Genomic DNA, 17,622 nt, shown 5'->3' on the forward strand with positions numbered 1-17,622 from the left:
TTGTCCGCTTTCACGAGAAGAACAGCTTTCACGAGAAGAACCACCCTGCTCACCCTCGCGATGGCCCTCGCCACCACCGTCTCCGCGTGCAGCGGCGCCGGCGCGGGGGCGGAGGGGAAGGACGGCAAGATGACCCTGCGGTGGGCGACCTGGGGTTCGGCCGAGGACGCCGCGGTGTTCAAGGCGTTCACCGACGAGTTCGCCAGGAAGCACCCGGACATCACCCTCAAGCTGGAGCAGGTCTCCTCCTACGAGGACTACCACCCCAAGCTGATCACCCAGTTCACCTCGAAGACCGCCCCCGACGTGGTCTACGTCGGCGACGACTACATCGGCAAGCTCGTCGCCGACGGCGTGCTCGCCCCGCTCGACGAGCGGCTCGCCGGACCGGGGAGCCACAGCAGGCCCGAGGACTTCTTCGAGGGCATCTACGGCGGCGCGAAGAAGGACGGCGTCACCTACGGCGTCCCGAACGACACCAACCCCGAGGTCCTCTGGTTCGACAAGAAGGCCCTCGCCGAGGCCGGGATCACGGAGGACCCGGCCGAACTGAACGAGGCCGGCCGGTGGACCATGGCCACGTTCCTGGAGATGAACGCCAAGCTCAAGGCGGCGGGCAAGTACGGCTCCGTCTTCTGGAACTGGTACGGCGCCAACTACAGCATGGTCAACGGCTTCGGCGGCAAGGTCTGGGAGAACGGCAGGTTCGTCGCCCCGTCCGATCCCAAGGCCCGGCAGGCGTTCAAGACCCTCGCCGACGGCTACCGGGACAAGACCTTCGCCTCCGCCGACCTGCTGCCCGAGGGCAACAGCGCCGGCACCCAGTTCGTCAAGCACAAGGCGGGCTTCTACGCCGGCGGCCGCTGGGTCATCGAGAACATCGACAAGGGCGGGTCCCGCGAGGGCTACGACGTCGTGCCGTTCCCCTCCGAGTCCGGGAAGCCGATCCCGGGCGCCGTCGCCGCCTCGTACCTGGCGATCAACAAGGACAGCAGGCACCAGAAGGAGGCCTTCGCCTTCCTCACCGAGTTCGTGGGCAAGGAGGGCCAGAAGCTGCGCCTCAAGGGAGGCAGCGCCGTCCCCTCCGTCAAGGGCGCCGAGAACCTCGTGACCGACGGCGGCTACCCGGCACACGCCAAGACCTTCCTCGACGTGCGCGACCGCGGCTTCGCCAACTACCCCGACGAGGTCGCCGTCCCGGGCCTGACCAAGGCGATCAACGACCAGCTGATGAAGATCTGGGAGGGCAAGGTCGGCTTCGACGAGGGCATGACCCGGCTCCAGACCCTCGTCGACGACATGAAGGGCAAGCAGGGGTGAGCGCCCTCACCCCGTCGGCGGTCCGGCGGCGGAAGACCTCCGCCGCCGGACCGGCCCCCGCCGCCCCGGCCGCCGGACGCGAGCCGCTCTGGCGGCGCCGCGACCGCCGGTGGGCCCTGTTCTTCCTCGCCCCCCAGCTGCTCGGCCTGCTGGTCTTCCTGGTCGGCCCGCTCGGCTTCGCCGTCGTGCTCTCCTTCATGCGCTGGGACGGCCTCGGCGACTCCACCTGGATCGGCCTGGACAACTTCCGCGCCCTGCTGACCGACCCGGAGTTCGGCCGCGCGGTCTGGAACACCGTCAAGATCGGTCTGATCACCGTCCCGGGCGGGCTCGCCCTGGCCCTGCTCATCGCGCTGGCCCTGCACAACGTCCGCGGCCGGACCGCCTACCGGGTGGTCTACTTCCTCCCGGTCGTGACCAGCTCCGTCGCGGTGTCGGTGATCTGGCAGATGATCCTCGGCGGCGGCGCCGACGGCATCCTCAACGGCACCGTGCACGACCTGCTCGGGATCACCCCGCCCGACTGGCTGGCCGACCCGGACTGGGTGGTCGTCGCCGTCGGCGTGGTGACGATCTGGTCCTCGCTCGGGCTCAACGTCGTCATCTTCCTGGCCGGGCTCTCCACCGTCCCGCCGAACCTGCTCGAAGCCGCGCGGATCGACGGCGCCGGACCGTGGCAGACGCTGCGCTCGGTCACCCTCCCGCTGCTCTCCCCCACCGTCTTCTTCACCGTGGTGGTGTCGGTGATCAGCTCGTTCCAGGCCTTCGACCTCGTGTACGTCCTGGTCAACCCGGACCACAACGAGGGCGCCCAGACCATCGTCTACAAGGTCTACCAGCAGGGCTTCCGCGAGTTCCGCTTCGGCCTGTCGAGCGCCGCCGCGCTGCTCCTGCTGCTGATGACCCTGGTGGTCACCGCGGTCCAGTTCAAGGCGCAGAAGCGCTTCGTCCACTACGAGTCCTGAGGCGCCCCCATGACCGTTCGGCACACGACCGCCCCCGGCCGGCTCCTCCTGCACACCGGCCTCGCCGCCGGTGGCCTGCTCATGCTGTTCCCGTTCGTCTGGATGGTCCTGACCTCCTTCAAGGGCGCCGGCCAGATGATCCACGAGCCGCTGTCCTGGCTCCCCTCCCCCTGGCGCCCCCGGAACTACCCCGACGTGTTCGACGGGGTCCCGATCGGCCGGGCCTACTGGAACAGCCTCTACATCGCGGCGATCACCGTCGCCGCCACCCTGCTCACCGGCGCGATGGCCGCGTACGCCTTCGCCCGCATCCCGTTCCGCGGCTCCGGGCCGCTCTTCGGCCTCTTCCTCGCCACCCAGATGGTCCCGGCCCAGGTCATCATCGTGCCGCTGTACGTCATGCTGGCCGAGCTGCACCTGATCGACTCGCACCTGGCGCTGATCCTGCCCGCCGTCGCCAACCCCTTCGCGGTCTTCCTGCTGCGCCAGTTCATCCGGGCCGTCCCGGTCGAACTGGAGGAGGCGGCCAGGATCGACGGCGCCGGCCGCTGGACCGTCTTCTGGCGGATCATCCTGCCCAACATCCGGCCCGGCCTGTGGACGCTCGGCATCATCGTCTTCCTGGCCAGCTGGAACAGCTACTTCTTCCCCCTGGTGTTCCTGAACACCTCGGAGCTCTTCACCGTCCCACTGCTGCTCGACTCCTTCAACTCCCAGCGCGGCGGCATCGACTACGGACTCACCGCCGCGCTCTCCGCGATGACCGTGGTGCCGATGCTGATCGCCTTCCTGATCGGGCAGCGCAAGATCCTCAACAGCATGGCCTCCTCGGGCCTGGGAGGACGCTGATGTCCCCTTCGTACGACGTGCCGCTCGACCTGGTCGAGCGGCCGTTCACCGACCGCGGCTCGCGGCTCCTCGTCACCGCCGGGCCGGACGGCCTGCGGGTCGCCAGGGCGGAGTACGAGACCCCGCTCGACGAGACCACCGAACTCTCCGCGCTCGTCGTGCGCGACCCGGCCGGACGGCCGCTGCCCGTCCGTACGGCCACGCCCGTCGAAGTCGCCTTCGAGGGCGGGGTGTCGCTGCTGTTCGCCGATCCCGCGACCCTGGTGCTCGCCGGACACGGGGCCTCGGCGTCCTGGCGGCTGCCCGACGGGACCGGGCGGACGCTCGCGCTCGACGGCTGCCACGTCCTGACCGGTCCGCCGGGCGCGTGGTCGGCCCCGGCCGTGCGCGCCGCCGCCGAGGCCCGCTGGACCGAGTGGTTCGACCGCATGCCGCCGGTCCGGTCCGACCTCGCGGAACGCGCCCGGACTGCCTGGTGGACGCTGGCCGTCAACCTGCTGCCGATCGCCGGCCGCGAGGGGCTCGTCCCGTCCAAGTACGGCTACGTCGGCGTCTGGAACTGGGACGCCCTCTTCCACGCCGTCGCCCTGCGGCACGCCTCCCCCGCGCTCGCCCGCGAGCAGATCCTGTTCTTCCTCGACCACCAGCTCCCGGACGGCCGGCTCCCCGACGTCGTCCACGACCACGGCGTGCTCGCCGACACCACCGACCTGCCCCGTGCGGACCACGCCCGACTGGCCGAGCACGTCGGCAGCGCCAACGGCAGTCGGCCCACCCGCGCTCCGGTGCCGGTGACCAAGCCGCCGCTGGCCGCCTGGGCGGTCTGGAAGGTCCACGAGACCGACCCGGACACCGACTTCCTCGCCGCCGTCCACCCGAAGCTCGTCCGGGCGCACGAGTGGTGGTTCGCCGCCTCCGACCCGGACGGCGACGGCCTCCCCGAGTATCTGCACCCCTACTCGTCCGGCCTCGACGACAGCCCGATCTGGGACTACGGCCCCCGCGCCGAGCCTCCGGACCTCAACTCCTACCTGGTCCTGGAGGCCGACCGGCTGGCCGACATCGCCGAGGCCCTCGGCCGGCCCGCCGAGGCCGCCCACTGGCGCTCGCGCGCCGCCGCGCACGCCGCGCTCCTGGTCGCCCGGCGCTGGGACGGCGCCCGCTTCACCACCCTGGCGGCCGGTGCCCCCGTCCCCGTGCGCACCGCGCTCGACCTCATGCCGCTGTTCACCGGCCGGCTGCCCGCCGGGGTCGCCGCGGCCCTGGAGCGGGACCTCCGCTCCCCCGCCTTCTGGGGCGAGCGCCCGGTCCCCACCGTGGCCTTCGACGACCCCGCCTTCGACCCGGACGCGATGTGGCGCGGCCCGGTCTGGCTCAACGTCAACTACCTCCTCGTGGAGGGCCTGCGCCGCTCCGGTTTCCCGGACACGGCCGCCGAGCTGCGCGAGCGCACCCTCGCCATGGTCCGCGACGCCGGCGGCCTCTACGAGTACTGGAACCCGCTGACCGGGGCCCGGGCGGCCCGCGCCACCTCGGGCTTCGGCTGGTCGGCCGCGCTCTTCCTGGACCTCGCCGCCGAGCGGTGAGCGGTGATCGGCACAAGGACGCTCAGGGGAAGACCGTGTCCAGCTGGTCCGGGACGATGCTGCCGTCGACGCGCCGGACCGGCTGGGCCGTGCCGTCGCCCGCCGTGTAGCCGGTGGTCGAGCAGGGGTACGGGCTCGTCTTCCGCTTCTTCGGCTCGATGAACATGGGGTTGACGAGCCAGCGGCCGTCGCCGTTCTCGTACGCCCGGCACATGAGTTCGTTCTTGTTGCGGTTGAGGACCAGGCGCAGTCCGGTGGCGTCCCGCAGGAAGGAGACGTCGGTGTCGGAGTCGCCGGCGGCGAAGACCTGGCGGCGGGCGGCGGGCTGGACGCGCTCGGCGGCGGGGCCCCGGACGCCGAAGATCTCCTGGTTGATCCAGCAGCGCTTGCCGTCGATGTAGGTGATCATCGCGTCCTCGCCGTCCCGGACGGTGCCGCAGCCCTTGAGGTGGCTGGTGAGGCGGCCGTGGGCGGTGGTGTTGCGGATGCCGAGGGCGTGGGAGGGGTCGACGCCGACGCCCTTCGCCCAGACGTCGACGACGGGTTCGGGCGAGGCGGAGACGATCCAGACGTCGAAGCCGCCGTCCTTCAGGGCGCGGATCAGGTCCCGCTGCTGGTCGTAGTAGCGGACCCAGCCGGTGACCTTCGCGGTGCCGACCTGCTGGGTGGCGCCCTGCGGGGCGGCGAGGTTCTCGGCGCGGGCGGCGGCCGCGAAGGAGGCGGCCTGGCGGGTGGTCCAGCCGTGCAGGAGCTGGGCGAGCCAGGCGTACTGCGGCTCCATGCGGCGGCGGTCGTGGCCGGCGAAGGCGGTCTTCCCGCCGGTGGTGGTGCCGGAGCCGTAGACGGAGAGGAGTTCGTCGGCGCAGCGGGTGTCGGTGGCGGTGGGGAGGGTGCGGACGCCGGTGGGGCAGGCCTCGCCGAGGGCGGTGGCGGCCTCGGGGGTGAGGTAGCGGCTGGTGGTGGACCAGTCGCCGTCCTTCGGGGGCCGGACGCGGTCGTTGCGCAGGAGCCAGTAGAAGGTGGCGTCGCCGACGTCGTTCTTGATGACGGTGTTGTCCCAGTCGAAGACCGCGACCGGCTTCCGGCCCCCCTTGTCCCCGCAGTGGTCGGCGAGCAGGGCGTCGACGCGGGCCTCGTTGTCGCCGTACCAGCCCTCGGAGATCTTCAGGGTGGGGCACTCGGCGGACTTCGCCTCCGCGCTCGGCGCCGGGAGGAGACCGGTGGCGGCGAGGGCGAGGGCGGCCGCCGCGGCGGAGGTGCGGAGCTTGTCGTTCATGATCACCCTCCTGGGTGTACGCAGGACAGCCGGGCGCCTTGTGACGCCCGGCTGTCGGGTGGGGGGATTCGAGGTGAACGGTTAGAGCGGGGTGACGTACGCCCCGGAGATCCCGCCGTCGACGAGGAAGTCGCTGGCGTTGACGAAGGAGGAGTCGTCGCTCGCGAGGAAGGCGACGGCGGCGGCGATCTCCTCGGCCTCGGCGAAGCGGCCGACGGGGATGTGGACGAGGCGGCGCGCGGCCCGCTCGGGGTCCTTCGCGAACAGCTCCTGGAGGAGCGGGGTGTTGACCGGCCCCGGGCAGAGGGCGTTGACGCGGATGCCCTCGCGGGCGAACTGGACGCCCAGCTCGCGGGACATGGCGAGGACGCCGCCCTTGGACGCGGTGTACGAGATCTGGCTGGTGGCGGCGCCCATGATGGCGACGAAGGAGGCGGTGTTGATGATGGAGCCCTTGCCCTGGCGGCGCATGTAGGGCAGGGCGGCCTTGCAGCAGAGGTAGACGGAGGTGAGGTTGACGTCCTGGACGCGCTTCCAGGCCTCCAGGCCGGTCTCCAGGATGGAGTCGTCGTCGGGCGGCGAGATGCCGGCGTTGTTGAAGGCGATGTCGACGGAGCCGTACGTGTCGAAGGCGACCTTGAAGAGGTTCTCGACCTGCTCGGGGTCGGTGACGTCGGCCTGGACGAAGGTGCCGCCGACCTCCTCGGCCGCGGCCTTGCCGGCGGTCTCGTCGATGTCGCCGCAGACGACGTGGGCGCCCTCGGAGGCGAGGCGGCGGGCGGTGGCGAGGCCGATGCCGCTGCCCGCTCCGGTGATGACGGCGGTACGGCCGACGAGGCGGCGGCAGATGATCTCGTTGCTCACAGTGCGGGGCCCTCCGTGCTGATGAAGACGTTCTTGGTTTCGGTGAAGGCGGTCAGGGCGTCGGGGCCGAGTTCGCGGCCGAGGCCGGACTGCTGGTAGCCGCCGAACGGGGTCCAGTAGCGGACGCTGGAGTGGGAGTTGACGGAGAGGTTGCCGGCCCGGACGGCGCGGGAGGCGCGCAGGGCGCGGCCGACGTCGCGGGTCCAGATGGAGCCGGAGAGGCCGTACTCGGTGGCGTTGGCGAGGCGGATCGCGTCGGCCTCGTCCTCGAAGGGGAGGACGACGGCGACGGGTCCGAAGACCTCCTCGACGGCGCAGGGGGCGTCCTCGGGGAGTCCGGTGAGGACGGTCGGCGGGAACCAGAAGCCGGGGCCCTCGGGGGCCTTGCCCCGGATCCCTTCGAGGTCCTCGGTGACGTAACCGCGGACGCGGTCGAGCTGGGCGCGGGAGATGAGCGGGCCCATCTGGGTGCGCTCGTCGAGGGGGTCGCCGACGACGATCTCCTCGACGGCGGGGGTGAGGAGCTCCAGGAAGCGGTCGTACGCGCTGCGCTGGACGAGGATGCGGGTGCGGGCGCAGCAGTCCTGGCCGCTGTTGTCCAGGAAGGCCATCGGCGCTGCGGCGGCGGCCGCCTCCAGGTCCGCGTCGGCGAAGACGATGTTGGGGCTCTTGCCGCCGAGTTCGAGGGTGACCCGCTTCACCTGGTCGGCGCACTTCGCCATGATCGACTTTCCGACGCGGGTGGAGCCGGTGAAGACGATCTTGGCGATGCCGGGGTGTTCGACGAGGGCGTTCCCGGCGACGGGGCCGGTGCCGGGCAGGACCTGGAAGAGGCCTTCGGGGAGGCCCGCCTCCAGGGCGAGTTCGGCGAGGCGGAGCGCGGTGAGGGGGGTGGTCTCGGCCGGCTTGAGGATCACGGCGTTGCCGGCGGCGAGGGCGGGCGCGGTGGCCCAGGCGGCGATCGGCATGGGGAAGTTCCAGGGGGCGATGACGCCGACGACCCCGAGCGGTTCGAGGATCGTGATGTCGAGGCCGCCGGGGACGGGGATCTGGCGGCCGTTGAGGCGCTCGACTCCCCCGGCGGCGTAGTCGAGCAGGTCGCGGACGTTGCCGGCCTCCCAGCGGGCGTTGCCGAGGGTGTGGCCGGCCTCGGTGACCTCCAGGCGGGCCAGTTCCTCGTTGTGCTCGTCGACGACGGCGGCGAAGCGGCGGAGCAGCCGGGCCCGGTCGACGGGCGCGGCGGCGGCCCAGCCGCGCTGGGCGGCGGTGGCGCGGGTGACGGCGGCGTCGACGTCGGCGGGGGTGGCGGCGGGGACGGTGGCGACGAGTTCCTCGGTCGCCGGGTTCAGTACCTGGAGCAACTCAATCCTCTCGGAAGCGGTTCAGAGGCGTTCGAAGGAGCGGCGCAGCTCCCAGTCGGTCACCGCCGCGTCGAAGGCGTCGAGCTCGACGCGGGCCATGTTGCGGTAGTGGGCGACGACCTCGGCGCCGAAGGCGGCCTTGGCGATCTCGCTGGTCTCCCAGAGTTCGGCGGCCTCGCGCAGGGTGGTGGGGACGTGCGCGTACTCGCCGGCGTACGCGTTCCCGGTGCAGGGCGCGGGCAGTTCGAGCCGCTGCTCGATGCCGTGCAGGCCGGCGGCGATCAGGCCGGCGACGGCGAGGTACGGGTTGACGTCGCCGCCGGGGAGGCGGTTCTCGAAGCGGGTGGAGCGGCCGTGGCCGACGACCCGGAGGGCGCAGGTGCGGTTGTCGTGGCCCCAGGCGACGGCGGTGGGCGCGAAGGAGCCGGGCTGGAACCGCTTGTAGGAGTTGATGTTGGGGGCGTAGAGGAGGGAGAAGTCGCGGAGGGCGGCGAGCTGTCCGGCGAGGAAGTGCCGCATGGTCTCGGACATGCCGTGCTGGTCGTCCCCGGCCATCACGTTGTGTCCCTCGGCGTCCTGGAGGGAGAGGTGGATGTGGCAGGAGTTGCCCTCGCGCTCGTTGTACTTCGCCATGAAGGTGAGCGAGCAGCCCTCCTGGGCGGCGATCTCCTTGGCGCCCGTCTTGTAGACGGCGTGCTGGTCGCAGGTGACGAGGGCCTCGTCGTACTTGAAGGCGATCTCGTGCTGTCCGGGGTTGCACTCGCCCTTGGCGGACTCGACGGTGAGTCCGGCGCCGGTCATCTCGTTGCGGATGCGGCGCAGGAGGGGTTCGATGCGTCCGGTACCGAGGACGGAGTAGTCGATGTTGTACTGGTTGGCGGGGGTGAGGCCGCGGTAGTTCGCGTCCCAGGCCTGCTCGTAGCTGTCCCTGAAGACGATGAACTCCAGCTCGGTGCCGACGTGCGCCGTGAGGCCGAGCTCCGCGAGGCGCTCCAGCTGGCGGCGGAGGATCTGGCGGGGCGCGGCGACGACCGGGGTGCCGTCGGCCCAGGCGAGGTCGGCGGTCACCATGGCGGTGGCGTCGTTCCAGGGGAGGCGGCGGAGGGTGGTGAGGTCGGGGTGCATCGCGAAGTCGCCGTAACCGCGGTCCCAGGAGGACATCTCGTAGCCGTCGACGGTGTTCATCTCGGTGTCGACGGCGAGGAGGTAGTTGCAGCCCTCGGTGCCGTGGCCGAGGACCTCGTCCAGGAAGAACGGTGCGGCGAACCGCTTGCCCTGGAGGCGTCCCTGCATGTCGGGGAAGGCCAGGACGACGGTGTCGATCTCGCCGCTCGCGACGAGGGCGCGGAGCTCCTCGACGGTGAGCGGGGGTGTGCGGTCTGCCACGGGATTGCTCCTCCTTCGGCGTGCCGGGAGCCATAAGGTATTGCGGAAGACCATTGCTTGGGAAGTGCTGGAGAGAGGAAAACGAGAACGTGGCCAGTACGAGTGAACCGGCGGACCGGCTGACGCCCGTGCTGCGGCCGGTGCGGGCGGGCAACGGGTTCGAGGAGGCCCTGGAGCAGATCCTCCAGGTGGTGCGCCTCGGACTCGTGCCCGGCGGGGAGCGGCTGCCCGCCGAGCGGGAGCTCGCCGACCGGATGGGGATCAGCCGGGTGACCCTGCGCGAGGTCCTCAAGGTCCTCCAGGAGCAGGGGCTCGTGGAGAGCCGGCGGGGCAGGTACGGCGGGACGTTCGTGCTGCCCCGGACGCAGACGGCCGACGAGGACGAGCTGCGGCGCCGGATCGCCACGGTCGACATGGAGGACACCCTGCGCTTCCGTGAGGTCCTTGAGGTGGGGGCCGCCGGGCTCTGCGCGGCCCACGGCCTCGACGCGGCGGGCGCCGAGCGGCTGCGGACGGCCGTGGCGGCGACGCACGACGCCCCGCTGGCCGATTACCGCCGCCAGGACACCCTGCTCCACCTCACGCTCGCGGAGCTCTCCGGCTCGCCGACGCTGACCGCGCAGTACGCCGCCGTCCGGGCGACGGTGAACGACCTCCTGGACTGCATCCCCCTGCTCGTACGCAATCTGGAGCACTCCCAGCACCAGCACGCCGCCCTGGTGGAGGCGGTCCTCGACGGGGACGCGGACGCGGCGCGCGAGGTGATGCGGGAGCACTGCGCGGGCACGGCGGCGCTGCTGCGGGGCTTCCTGACGTGACCGGAGGGCATACGGCGGCGTAACCCGAAAGTAACGCACGGGGGTTGCGCTCCCCCGTCGGCCACCGCAAAGGTATGGATCCATTCCATTGGGCCCGTTGCAGGGAGCTGACGCTGCCATGACGCTCGAAGACACCACACCGGCGAAGGACGACTATCTGGAGCGCCGGGCACTGCGCCGCGGCAGCGCCGGCTGGCTGCTGCTGACCGGCCTCGGCGTGGCGTACGTCGTGTCCGGGGACTTCTCCGGCTGGAACATCGGCCTGTCGAAGGGCGGCTTCGGCGGGCTCGCCGTCGCCACCGTCCTGATGGGCGCGATGTACGCCTGCCTGGTCTTCGCGCTCGCGGAGCTCTCCGCCATCCTGCCCACCGCGGGCGGCGGCTACGGCTTCGCGCGCCGGGCGCTGGGCACCTGGGGCGGCTTCCTCACCGGCACCGCGATCCTCATCGAGTACATCCTCGCCCCGGCGGCGATCTCCATCTTCATCGGCGACTACGTGGAGTCGCTCGGGCTCTTCGGCCTGGAGTCCGGCTGGCCCGTCTACCTGGTCTGCTTCGCACTCTTCATCGGCATCCACCTGTGGGGCGTGGGCGAGGCGCTGCGCTTCAGCCTGATCGTCACGGCGGTCGCGGTCGCGGCCCTGGTCGTCTTCGCGCTCGGCGCGTTCACCGACTTCCACGTGGACGGCCTGAACGACATCCCGGTCGACGGGGAGGCCTTCGGGTCGAACTCCTGGCTGCCCTTCGGACTGCTCGGGATCTGGGCCGCGTTCCCCTTCGGCATGTGGTTCTTCCTCGGCGTCGAGGGCGTGCCGCTGGCCGCCGAGGAGGCCAAGGACCCGGTGCGGTCGATGCCGAGGGCGCTCGCGATCGCGATGGGCATCCTGGTGCTGCTCGCCGTCATGACCTTCTTCGCGGCCACCGGGGCGCGCGGTTCCGCCGCCGTCCAGGAGGCCGGCAATCCGCTGGTCGTGGCGCTCCAGGGCGACGGGGAGCCGACCGCGCTCAGCCGCTTCGTGAACTACGCGGGCCTCGCGGGCCTGGTCGCCTCCTTCTTCTCCCTCATCTTCGCCGGCTCGCGCCAGCTGTTCGCCCTCTCCCGGGCGGGCTACCTGCCCCGCTTCCTCTCCCTGACCAGCCGCCGCAAGTCGCCGTACCTGGGGCTCCTCATCCCGGGCGCCCTCGGCTTCGCGCTCGCCGCCGGCACCGGGAACGGGGCGCGGATGCTGAACATCGCGGTCTTCGGCGCCACCATCTCGTACGCCCTGATGGCGCTCTCCCACATCGTGCTCCGCCGCCGCGAGCCGGGTCTGCACCGGCCGTACCGCACGCCCGGCGGGATCGTGACCTCGTCGGTGGCCTTCGTCCTGGCCCTGTCGGCGCTTGTCGCGACCTTCCTGGTGGACCGGACGGCGGCCTTCATGGCGCTCGGGGTGTACGTGATCGCCCTCGCCTACTTCGCGTTCTACAGTCGGCACCATCTGGTGGCCAGGGCGCCCGAGGAGGAGTTCGCGGCGCTCGCCGCGGCCGAGGCCGAACTCGAACGCGACTGATGCCCCTTCCCTTCCTGGAGGAAGTTCCGTGACCAAGCCGCTCATCGGCGTGACCACCTACCTGGACCAGGCGCGCTGGAGGGTGTGGGACATGACCGCCGCGCTGCTCCCCGCCCAGTACCCCCGTCTCGTACGGGAGAGCGGGGGCCTCGCGGTCATGCTCCCGCCGGACGGGCCCGAGGCCGCGGCCGCGATGGTGGCCCGGCTCGACGGCCTCGTCGTCGCGGGCGGGGCGGACGTCGAGCCCGGGCGCTACGGGGCCGAGCCCGACCCCCGTACCGGCCCGCCGGCCCGCGAGCGGGACTCCTGGGAGCTGGCCCTGATCGACGCCGCCCTGGCCTCCGGCACCCCGCTGCTCGGCATCTGCCGGGGCATGCAGCTGCTGAACGTGGCGCTCGGCGGCACGCTCGTCCAGCACATGGACGGGCACGTGGAGGCGGTCGGGGTGATCGGCCGGCACGCGGTGAAGCCGGTGCCGGGCACGCGGTACGCCTCCCTCGTGCCCGAGCTCACCGAGGTGCCCACCTACCACCACCAGGCCGTGGACCGGCTGGGCACGGGGCTCACGGCCTCGGCCCACGCGGAGGACGGCACGGTGGAGGCGGTGGAGACGGACGGACCGGCGTGGGTCCTCGGCGTGCAGTGGCACCCGGAGATGGGCGAGGACCTGCGGGTGATGCGGGGCCTCGTGGAGGCGGCGGGGCGGTAGCCCCGGGGGAAAGGGGTGCGGGGCGGCCGGGGTGGGCATCCGGCCGCCCCGCGGTTCGGGGAGGAGGGGCGGCTTCCGCCGCCCGTCCGGTCAGAGGCTCGTCGCCGCCACCGCGCGACGGCCGAGGAGCGCGTACAGGCCCGCGGCGACGACCATGCCGACCGGCATGGAGAGGTCGATCCCGCCGAGCGCCGACGCGACCGGGCCGGTGTAGACCGTGTTCACGCAGAGGGCGGCCGAGGCCACGCCCGCGAGCAGGGAGAGCGCGCCCGCCCGGTTGACGCCGCCGGTGAACCAGAAGGGGCTGCCGGGGGTCTCGTCCGAGAGCGCGCGGCCGTCGTAGCGGTTGCGGCGCAGCACGATGTCGGTGGCGTACACGGCCATGAGCGGGCCGATCAGGACCACGATCACCTGGAGGGCGTTGCTGACGGTGTCCAGGAAGTTGGAGACCAGCAGCCCGTAGAGGGTGGCGGCGACGGCGACGGTGCCGTCGAAGAGGACGCTGACGGTGCGTCGGATGCGCAGGCCGACGGCCTGGAGGGCGAGGCCGGCGCTGTAGGCGGTCAGGGCGTTGATGGAGATCGTGCCGAGGACGAGCGCGAGCAGGAAGACGGGCACGAACCAGCCCGGCAGGATCTCCTGGAGCGCGTTCTGGGGGTCGGTCATGTCGACGGCGGTCGCGGCGAAGGCGCCGAGCGAGCCGACGACGACGCTGGGCACGAAGGCGCCGAGCGCGGTCCAGCCGGCGATCGCCTTCGGCGAGGCCGTACGGGGCAGGTAGCGGGAGAAGTCGGCGCTCGTCGTGTACGAGAGCGGGCCCGAGGCGACCATCGCGGTACCCGCGATGATCACGGCCCAGAGGTCGGTACCGGTCGGCGGTTCGGCCGGCGCGTACGAGAAGTCGGCGTGCCGGAAGACCGAGAGGGCGACGACGGTGAACGCTCCCGCCAGGGCCAGGGTGAGGGGCAGGTACAGCTTGATGATCAGGGCGTGGCCGTAGACGCTGATGGCCAGCGTGAGGGCGGCGATCACCACGACGACGGCCACCTTGACGGGGGTGGTGGCGGTGACGCCGGCCTTCTCGACGAGCGCGAACGCGGCGGTCGCTGCGGCGGCGAGGTTGAGCGCGAAGTAGCAGACGGAGACCAGCCAGCCGCCGATCGCGTTGTTCACCCGGTTGCCGATGACGCCGTACAGGGCCCGGGTGATCACCTCGCTGGGCGCACCGGCGGCGGGGCCGGAGACGGCGAGGAGCCCGGTCAGCATCCAGAAGAGGTTGCCCACGACGGTCACGGCCACGGCCTGCCACAGGCTCAGGCCCATCAGGACGAGGGCGCCGCCGATGACGAGGCTGAGGTAGTTGACGTTGGCCGCGGCCCAGACGGAGAACAGCTCGCGGGGGTGCCCGTGGCGCTCCGCGTCGGGGATGTGATCGATGCCGTGGGCCTCGATGCGGCCGGGGTGGTCGGCCGGCGGGGTGACCTCGGCGCGGGCGGCGCCGTGGTCGGGGATCGTGGAAGCCATGCGGCCCTCCGGATGCTGTCGTGCCCACCTGGTTGCTTATTGGTCGCACACTCAATAGCATCGCCGGTATGCCGTCAAGCGTCCAGCGCAAGAGAATTCGGAAAACTCCCGAGGCCCGTAGGGCGGAGATCGTGGAGACCGCGGCCCGGGTCGCCCTGACCGAGGGCCTGGAGTGCGTCACGCTCCGGCGCATCGCCGAGGAGCTCGCCGTGCGCCCCGGTCTGATCAGCCACTACTTCCCGTCGGCGGAGGATCTGGTGGCCGAGGCGTTCAGCGTCGCGTCCACCGGTGAGCTCGACGCGCTGCTGCCGGCGGACCGCCCGGACGGGACCCCGACCCAGTACCTCGCGCGCTACTTCGCCCTCTCGGCCGGAGAGGCGTACGACGACATCAGCCGCCTGTGGATCAACGCCCGGCACCTCAGCCGCTACCGGCCCGTCCTGCGCGACCGGGTCGCCGAGCAGGAGCTCGCCTCCGACGACCGCCTCGAAGGCCTCATCCGCGAGGGCGTCGAGCGGGGCGAGTTCCGGACGGACGACCCGCGCGCGGCGGCCATCCAGATCCTGGTGGTCCTCGACGGCCTCGCCGCCCACGCCAACACGGACCGGAGCAACCGGCCGGAGGCGGTGACGCGGATGGCGGTGACGACGGCGGAACGCGAACTGGGCCTGCCGCACGGCGCGCTGACGGACGTACCGCTCCCGGGGGACGGACCGACTCCCCCACCCCCCTCCGCCTGACCCTCCGATCCCGCACCCGTACCGCCCCCTTCGCACCCTCCCTGGAGCCACCCGTGCGCACCCGACTCGTCCTGCTCTCCGCCCGTCTGCTCGACCCCGGCACGGGGGCCTTCCTGCCGGAGACCGCGCTCGCCGCCTCCGAGGACGGCCGGATCTCCGCCCTGGGCGACGACCGCGAGATCCGGGCGCTGGCCGGTCCGGGGACCACGGTCGTCGACCTCAAGGGGTCCGTCGTCACCCCCGGCCTCGTCGACGGCCACCTGCACCCGGTGTCCGGCGCCGAACTCACCCACGGCCTCGACCTGTCGTACTGCGCCGGCCTCGACGACGTACGGGAGGCGCTGGCCCGCGAGGTGCGGACCCTGGAACGCGGGCAGTGGCTGTTCGGCTGGGGCCTCGACCCGAACGTCTTCGGCGACCGGCCCGTCGGCACCGCCCCCTTCGACGCCGTGCTCGACGGCGTGCCGGCCTTCCTGCTGCTCTTCGACGCCCACTCGGCGCTGGCCAGCCGCCGGGCCCTCGAACTCGCCGGGGTCGACGGCCCCCGCACCTTCGACCAGGCCTCCGCCGAGGTCGTCTGCGACGCCGACGGGCGGCCGACCGGGCTGCTCCAGGAGGACGCGGCCTGCGAGCTGGTCGAGCGGGTCGCCCCCAAGCCGACCCGCGAGGAGAGCCGGCGGCGGCTCGCGGCGGCGCTGCGGTCGATGGCGGCGGCGGGCCTCACCGGTGGCCACGCCATGGACGCCAACGGCGACAGCCTCGCCCTGTACGGGGAGCTCGACGCGGCCGGTGAGCTGCCGCTGCGGCTCCGGGTCGCGCCGTGGTGCCAGCCGGGCACGGACGAGCGGGGCGTACGGGAGCTGATCGACCTCCAGGGCACGGGCGGCGAGCTGTGGCGGGTCGCCGGCGTGAAGCTGTTCATGGACGGGACGATCGACAACGGCACGGCATGGCTGGAACGCCCCGACCGCCACGGCGAGTCCACGCACGCGTTCTGGCCGGACCCCGAGGCGTACACCCGGATCATCGGGGAGCTGCACCGGGCGGGCGTGGCGACGGCGACGCACGCGATCGGCGACGCGGCGGTACGGCACGTCCTGGACTCCGTCGAGAAGGCGCGCACGGCCGGGGGCGCCGGGGTGCGGCACCGGGTCGAGCACATCGAGACCGTGCCGGACGACACGCTGCGGCGCTTCGCGGAGCTGGGCGTCCTGGCGTCCATGCAGCCCACCCACTGCTGCGACTTCACGCGCGCCGACCACACCGACAACTGGTCGCGGCGGCTCGGCGAGGAGCGCGCCGCGCGCGCGTGGCGCTGCCGCGACCTGTCGGACTCGGGTGCCACCGTGCTCCTCGGCTCCGACTGGCCGATCGCGCCGTTCCCGCCGCTCGGCGTGATGGCCGGGGCCCGGCACCGGCGCCCGACCCGCGACCTCGCCCAGGCCCCGCACGGACCGGAGCAGGCGCTCACGGCCCTGGAGGCCCTGCGGGGCATGACGACGGCGCCCGCCTACGCGGCGGGCGAGGAGCACGAGGCCGGCCGTCTCGCGGTCGGCCACCGCGCCGACCTCACGGTCCTGGCCGCCGACCCCCTGACGACCCCGTCGACGGAGCTCCCGGACGTCCCGGTCCGCCTGACGACGGTCTCGGGCCGGGTGACGTTCCGCGCGGCGGACGTCTGACGGGCCCCGTCAGCCCCGGGTCAGGGACAGGAGGTCCCGTGCCGGGCCCGTGGGCCGGTGTCCCGCCGGCCAGACCGCGCGGAGGTCGCGCCGGAGGAGCACCCCCTCCACCGGGATGGCGACCAGGCGGCGCGACGCCAGTTCCTCCGCGATCGCGAGCTCGCTGAGGACGGCGGGCCCTGCCCCGCTCACCGCCGCGGCCTTGACGGCGGTGGTGGAGGCGAGTTCGAGGAGGGGCTGGGCGAGGCCGCCGTGCGCGGAGAGGGCGGCGTCGAGGACCTGCCGGGTGCCCGAGCCGCGTTCCCGCAGGACCAGCGGGGTCGCGGCGAGCTCCGCGGGGTCGAGCGGGGCGCGGCGCCGGGCCCACGGGTGCGAGGGCGCGGCGACGAGCGCGAGCCGGTCGTGCGCGACGACGACCCCGTCGAGGCCGTCCGGCACGGCGAGCCCCTCGACGAAGCCGACGTCCGCCTCACCGGCGAAGAGCCGTTCCGCGACGGCCGCCGAGTTCCCGGCCTGGAGCGACACGGCGGTGTCGGGACGCTGGGCGCGCAGCGCGATCAGCCAGCCCGGCAGCAGGTACTCGGCGATCGTCATGGACGCGGCCACCCGCAGCCGCGAGTCCCGCCGGCCGCGCAGCGCCTGCGCGCCCGCGTCGAAGGCCTCCGCGGCCTCGACGATCCGCCGCGCCCAGTCGGTGACGAGGGCGCCCGCGTCGGTGAGCCGGGAGCCGCGCGGCGAGCGGTCGAGGAGGGCGACGCCGAGCTGCCGTTCCATCGAGCGGATCCGGCTGCTGGCGGCGGGCTGGGTGATGCCGACCTCGCGGGCGGCCGCGCCGAGGCTGCCGTGCCGGGCGACGGCGAGGAGCAGTTCGAGCGCGCCGAGGTCGGGGACCCGGTGGGAGAGGCCCCGGTGGGACAGGGGGTGCGACTCACTGCTCATAAAGTCAGCTTATGGCCTCATAGCGACAAGATCCCTGGTGGGGGCGGTTCC

Annotated in this window: 15 protein-coding genes; 9 read left to right on the top strand and 6 right to left on the bottom strand. The window is 72.7% G+C overall.

What is annotated here, in order from left to right:
* The 4 genes from ACH4TP_RS26050 to ACH4TP_RS26065 are packed head-to-tail and all read left to right on the top strand — an operon-like array spanning position 1 to position 4,720.
* Positions 1 to 1,320 carry an ABC transporter substrate-binding protein gene (locus tag ACH4TP_RS26050; RefSeq protein WP_398439279.1) on the top strand — a complete coding sequence of 440 codons (1,320 nt, stop codon included), beginning with the start codon at positions 1 to 3 and terminating at the stop codon, positions 1,318 to 1,320.
* Positions 1,317 to 2,285 carry a carbohydrate ABC transporter permease gene (locus tag ACH4TP_RS26055; RefSeq protein WP_398439280.1) on the top strand — a complete coding sequence of 323 codons (969 nt, stop codon included), beginning with the start codon at positions 1,317 to 1,319 and terminating at the stop codon, positions 2,283 to 2,285. Before ACH4TP_RS26050 ends, ACH4TP_RS26055 begins: the two co-directional genes overlap by 4 nt.
* Positions 2,286 to 2,294: 9 nt before the next feature.
* Positions 2,295 to 3,134 carry a carbohydrate ABC transporter permease gene (locus ACH4TP_RS26060; protein WP_398186367.1) on the top strand — a complete coding sequence of 280 codons (840 nt, stop codon included), beginning with the start codon at positions 2,295 to 2,297 and terminating at the stop codon, positions 3,132 to 3,134.
* A complete protein-coding gene (locus ACH4TP_RS26065; RefSeq protein ID WP_398439281.1) occupies positions 3,134 to 4,720 on the top strand; it encodes an amylo-alpha-1,6-glucosidase in 1,587 nt (528 codons plus the stop codon). The genes ACH4TP_RS26060 and ACH4TP_RS26065 overlap by 1 nt, the downstream gene beginning before the upstream one ends.
* Before the next feature lie 22 nt (positions 4,721 to 4,742).
* Here the strand turns inward: ACH4TP_RS26065 and ACH4TP_RS26070 are convergent, their stop codons facing one another.
* The 4 genes from ACH4TP_RS26070 to ACH4TP_RS26085 all read right to left on the bottom strand — a co-directional run bounded on the left by ACH4TP_RS26070 (position 4,743) and on the right by ACH4TP_RS26085 (position 9,607).
* Entirely contained in the window at positions 4,743 to 5,996 is a 1,254-nt protein-coding gene (locus ACH4TP_RS26070) for a haloacid dehalogenase-like hydrolase (protein ID WP_398439283.1), read from the bottom strand.
* An 81-nt stretch (positions 5,997 to 6,077) separates the two neighbouring features.
* Positions 6,078 to 6,860, bottom strand: a complete 783-nt coding sequence (locus ACH4TP_RS26075; protein WP_398439284.1) for a 3-oxoacyl-ACP reductase — start codon at positions 6,858 to 6,860, stop codon at positions 6,078 to 6,080.
* Positions 6,857 to 8,221 (bottom strand): aldehyde dehydrogenase family protein, encoded by a 1,365-nt coding sequence (locus tag ACH4TP_RS26080; RefSeq protein ID WP_398439285.1) that lies wholly within the window; start codon positions 8,219 to 8,221, stop codon positions 6,857 to 6,859. The genes ACH4TP_RS26075 and ACH4TP_RS26080 overlap by 4 nt, the downstream gene beginning before the upstream one ends.
* Before the next feature lie 21 nt (positions 8,222 to 8,242).
* Positions 8,243 to 9,607 carry a glutamine synthetase family protein gene (locus tag ACH4TP_RS26085; protein WP_398439286.1) on the bottom strand — a complete coding sequence of 455 codons (1,365 nt, stop codon included), beginning with the start codon at positions 9,605 to 9,607 and terminating at the stop codon, positions 8,243 to 8,245.
* Positions 9,608 to 9,696: 89 nt separating this feature from the next.
* Here ACH4TP_RS26085 and ACH4TP_RS26090 point away from each other — a divergent pair, with 89 nt between their 5' ends.
* The 3 genes from ACH4TP_RS26090 (at position 9,697) to ACH4TP_RS26100 (ending at position 12,686) form a co-directional block, all read left to right on the top strand.
* On the top strand, positions 9,697 to 10,425 hold the full coding sequence (locus ACH4TP_RS26090; RefSeq protein ID WP_362646975.1) for an FCD domain-containing protein: 729 nt from the start codon (positions 9,697 to 9,699) through the stop codon (positions 10,423 to 10,425).
* 118 nt (positions 10,426 to 10,543) lie between these two features.
* Entirely contained in the window at positions 10,544 to 11,977 is a 1,434-nt protein-coding gene (gene eat / locus ACH4TP_RS26095) for an ethanolamine permease (RefSeq protein ID WP_389228312.1), read from the top strand.
* A 28-nt stretch (positions 11,978 to 12,005) separates the two neighbouring features.
* Complete coding sequence (locus ACH4TP_RS26100; protein ID WP_398439287.1) at positions 12,006 to 12,686, top strand: gamma-glutamyl-gamma-aminobutyrate hydrolase family protein; 681 nt, start codon at positions 12,006 to 12,008, stop codon at positions 12,684 to 12,686.
* Positions 12,687 to 12,776: 90 nt separating this feature from the next.
* Here the strand turns inward: ACH4TP_RS26100 and ACH4TP_RS26105 are convergent, their stop codons facing one another.
* Complete coding sequence (locus ACH4TP_RS26105; protein ID WP_398439288.1) at positions 12,777 to 14,210, bottom strand: purine-cytosine permease family protein; 1,434 nt, start codon at positions 14,208 to 14,210, stop codon at positions 12,777 to 12,779.
* 68 nt (positions 14,211 to 14,278) lie between these two features.
* Here ACH4TP_RS26105 and ACH4TP_RS26110 point away from each other — a divergent pair, with 68 nt between their 5' ends.
* Together ACH4TP_RS26110 and ACH4TP_RS26115 are read left to right on the top strand one after the other, a co-directional pair.
* Positions 14,279 to 14,950 (top strand): TetR/AcrR family transcriptional regulator, encoded by a 672-nt coding sequence (locus ACH4TP_RS26110; protein ID WP_398186348.1) that lies wholly within the window; start codon positions 14,279 to 14,281, stop codon positions 14,948 to 14,950.
* A gap of 53 nt (positions 14,951 to 15,003) precedes the next feature.
* Positions 15,004 to 16,632: an amidohydrolase gene (locus tag ACH4TP_RS26115; RefSeq protein WP_398439289.1), complete on the top strand. Its 1,629-nt coding sequence runs from the start codon at positions 15,004 to 15,006 to the stop codon at positions 16,630 to 16,632.
* Between the two features lie 9 nt (positions 16,633 to 16,641).
* Here the strand turns inward: ACH4TP_RS26115 and ACH4TP_RS26120 are convergent, their stop codons facing one another.
* Entirely contained in the window at positions 16,642 to 17,571 is a 930-nt protein-coding gene (locus ACH4TP_RS26120) for a LysR family transcriptional regulator (RefSeq protein ID WP_389228327.1), read from the bottom strand.
* Positions 17,572 to 17,622 lie beyond the last annotated feature (51 nt).

The sequence above is a fragment of the Streptomyces sp. NPDC021012 genome, from assembly GCF_044333355.1.
Taxonomy (GTDB): domain Bacteria; phylum Actinomycetota; class Actinomycetes; order Streptomycetales; family Streptomycetaceae; genus Streptomyces.

Excerpts from the sequence above, each read along its gene's own strand:
- eat (WP_389228312.1), top strand. The coding sequence starts at position 10,544 with ATGACGCTCGAAGACACCACACCGGCGAAGGACGACTATCTGGAGCGC.
- ACH4TP_RS26065 (WP_398439281.1), top strand. The coding sequence starts at position 3,134 with ATGTCCCCTTCGTACGACGTGCCGCTCGACCTGGTCGAGCGGCCGTTC.
- ACH4TP_RS26120 (WP_389228327.1), bottom strand. The coding sequence starts at position 17,571 with ATGAGCAGTGAGTCGCACCCCCTGTCCCACCGGGGCCTCTCCCACCGG.
- ACH4TP_RS26105 (WP_398439288.1), bottom strand. The coding sequence starts at position 14,210 with ATGGCTTCCACGATCCCCGACCACGGCGCCGCCCGCGCCGAGGTCACC.
- ACH4TP_RS26110 (WP_398186348.1), top strand. The coding sequence starts at position 14,279 with ATGCCGTCAAGCGTCCAGCGCAAGAGAATTCGGAAAACTCCCGAGGCC.
- ACH4TP_RS26070 (WP_398439283.1), bottom strand. The coding sequence starts at position 5,996 with ATGAACGACAAGCTCCGCACCTCCGCCGCGGCGGCCGCCCTCGCCCTC.
- ACH4TP_RS26060 (WP_398186367.1), top strand. The coding sequence starts at position 2,295 with ATGACCGTTCGGCACACGACCGCCCCCGGCCGGCTCCTCCTGCACACC.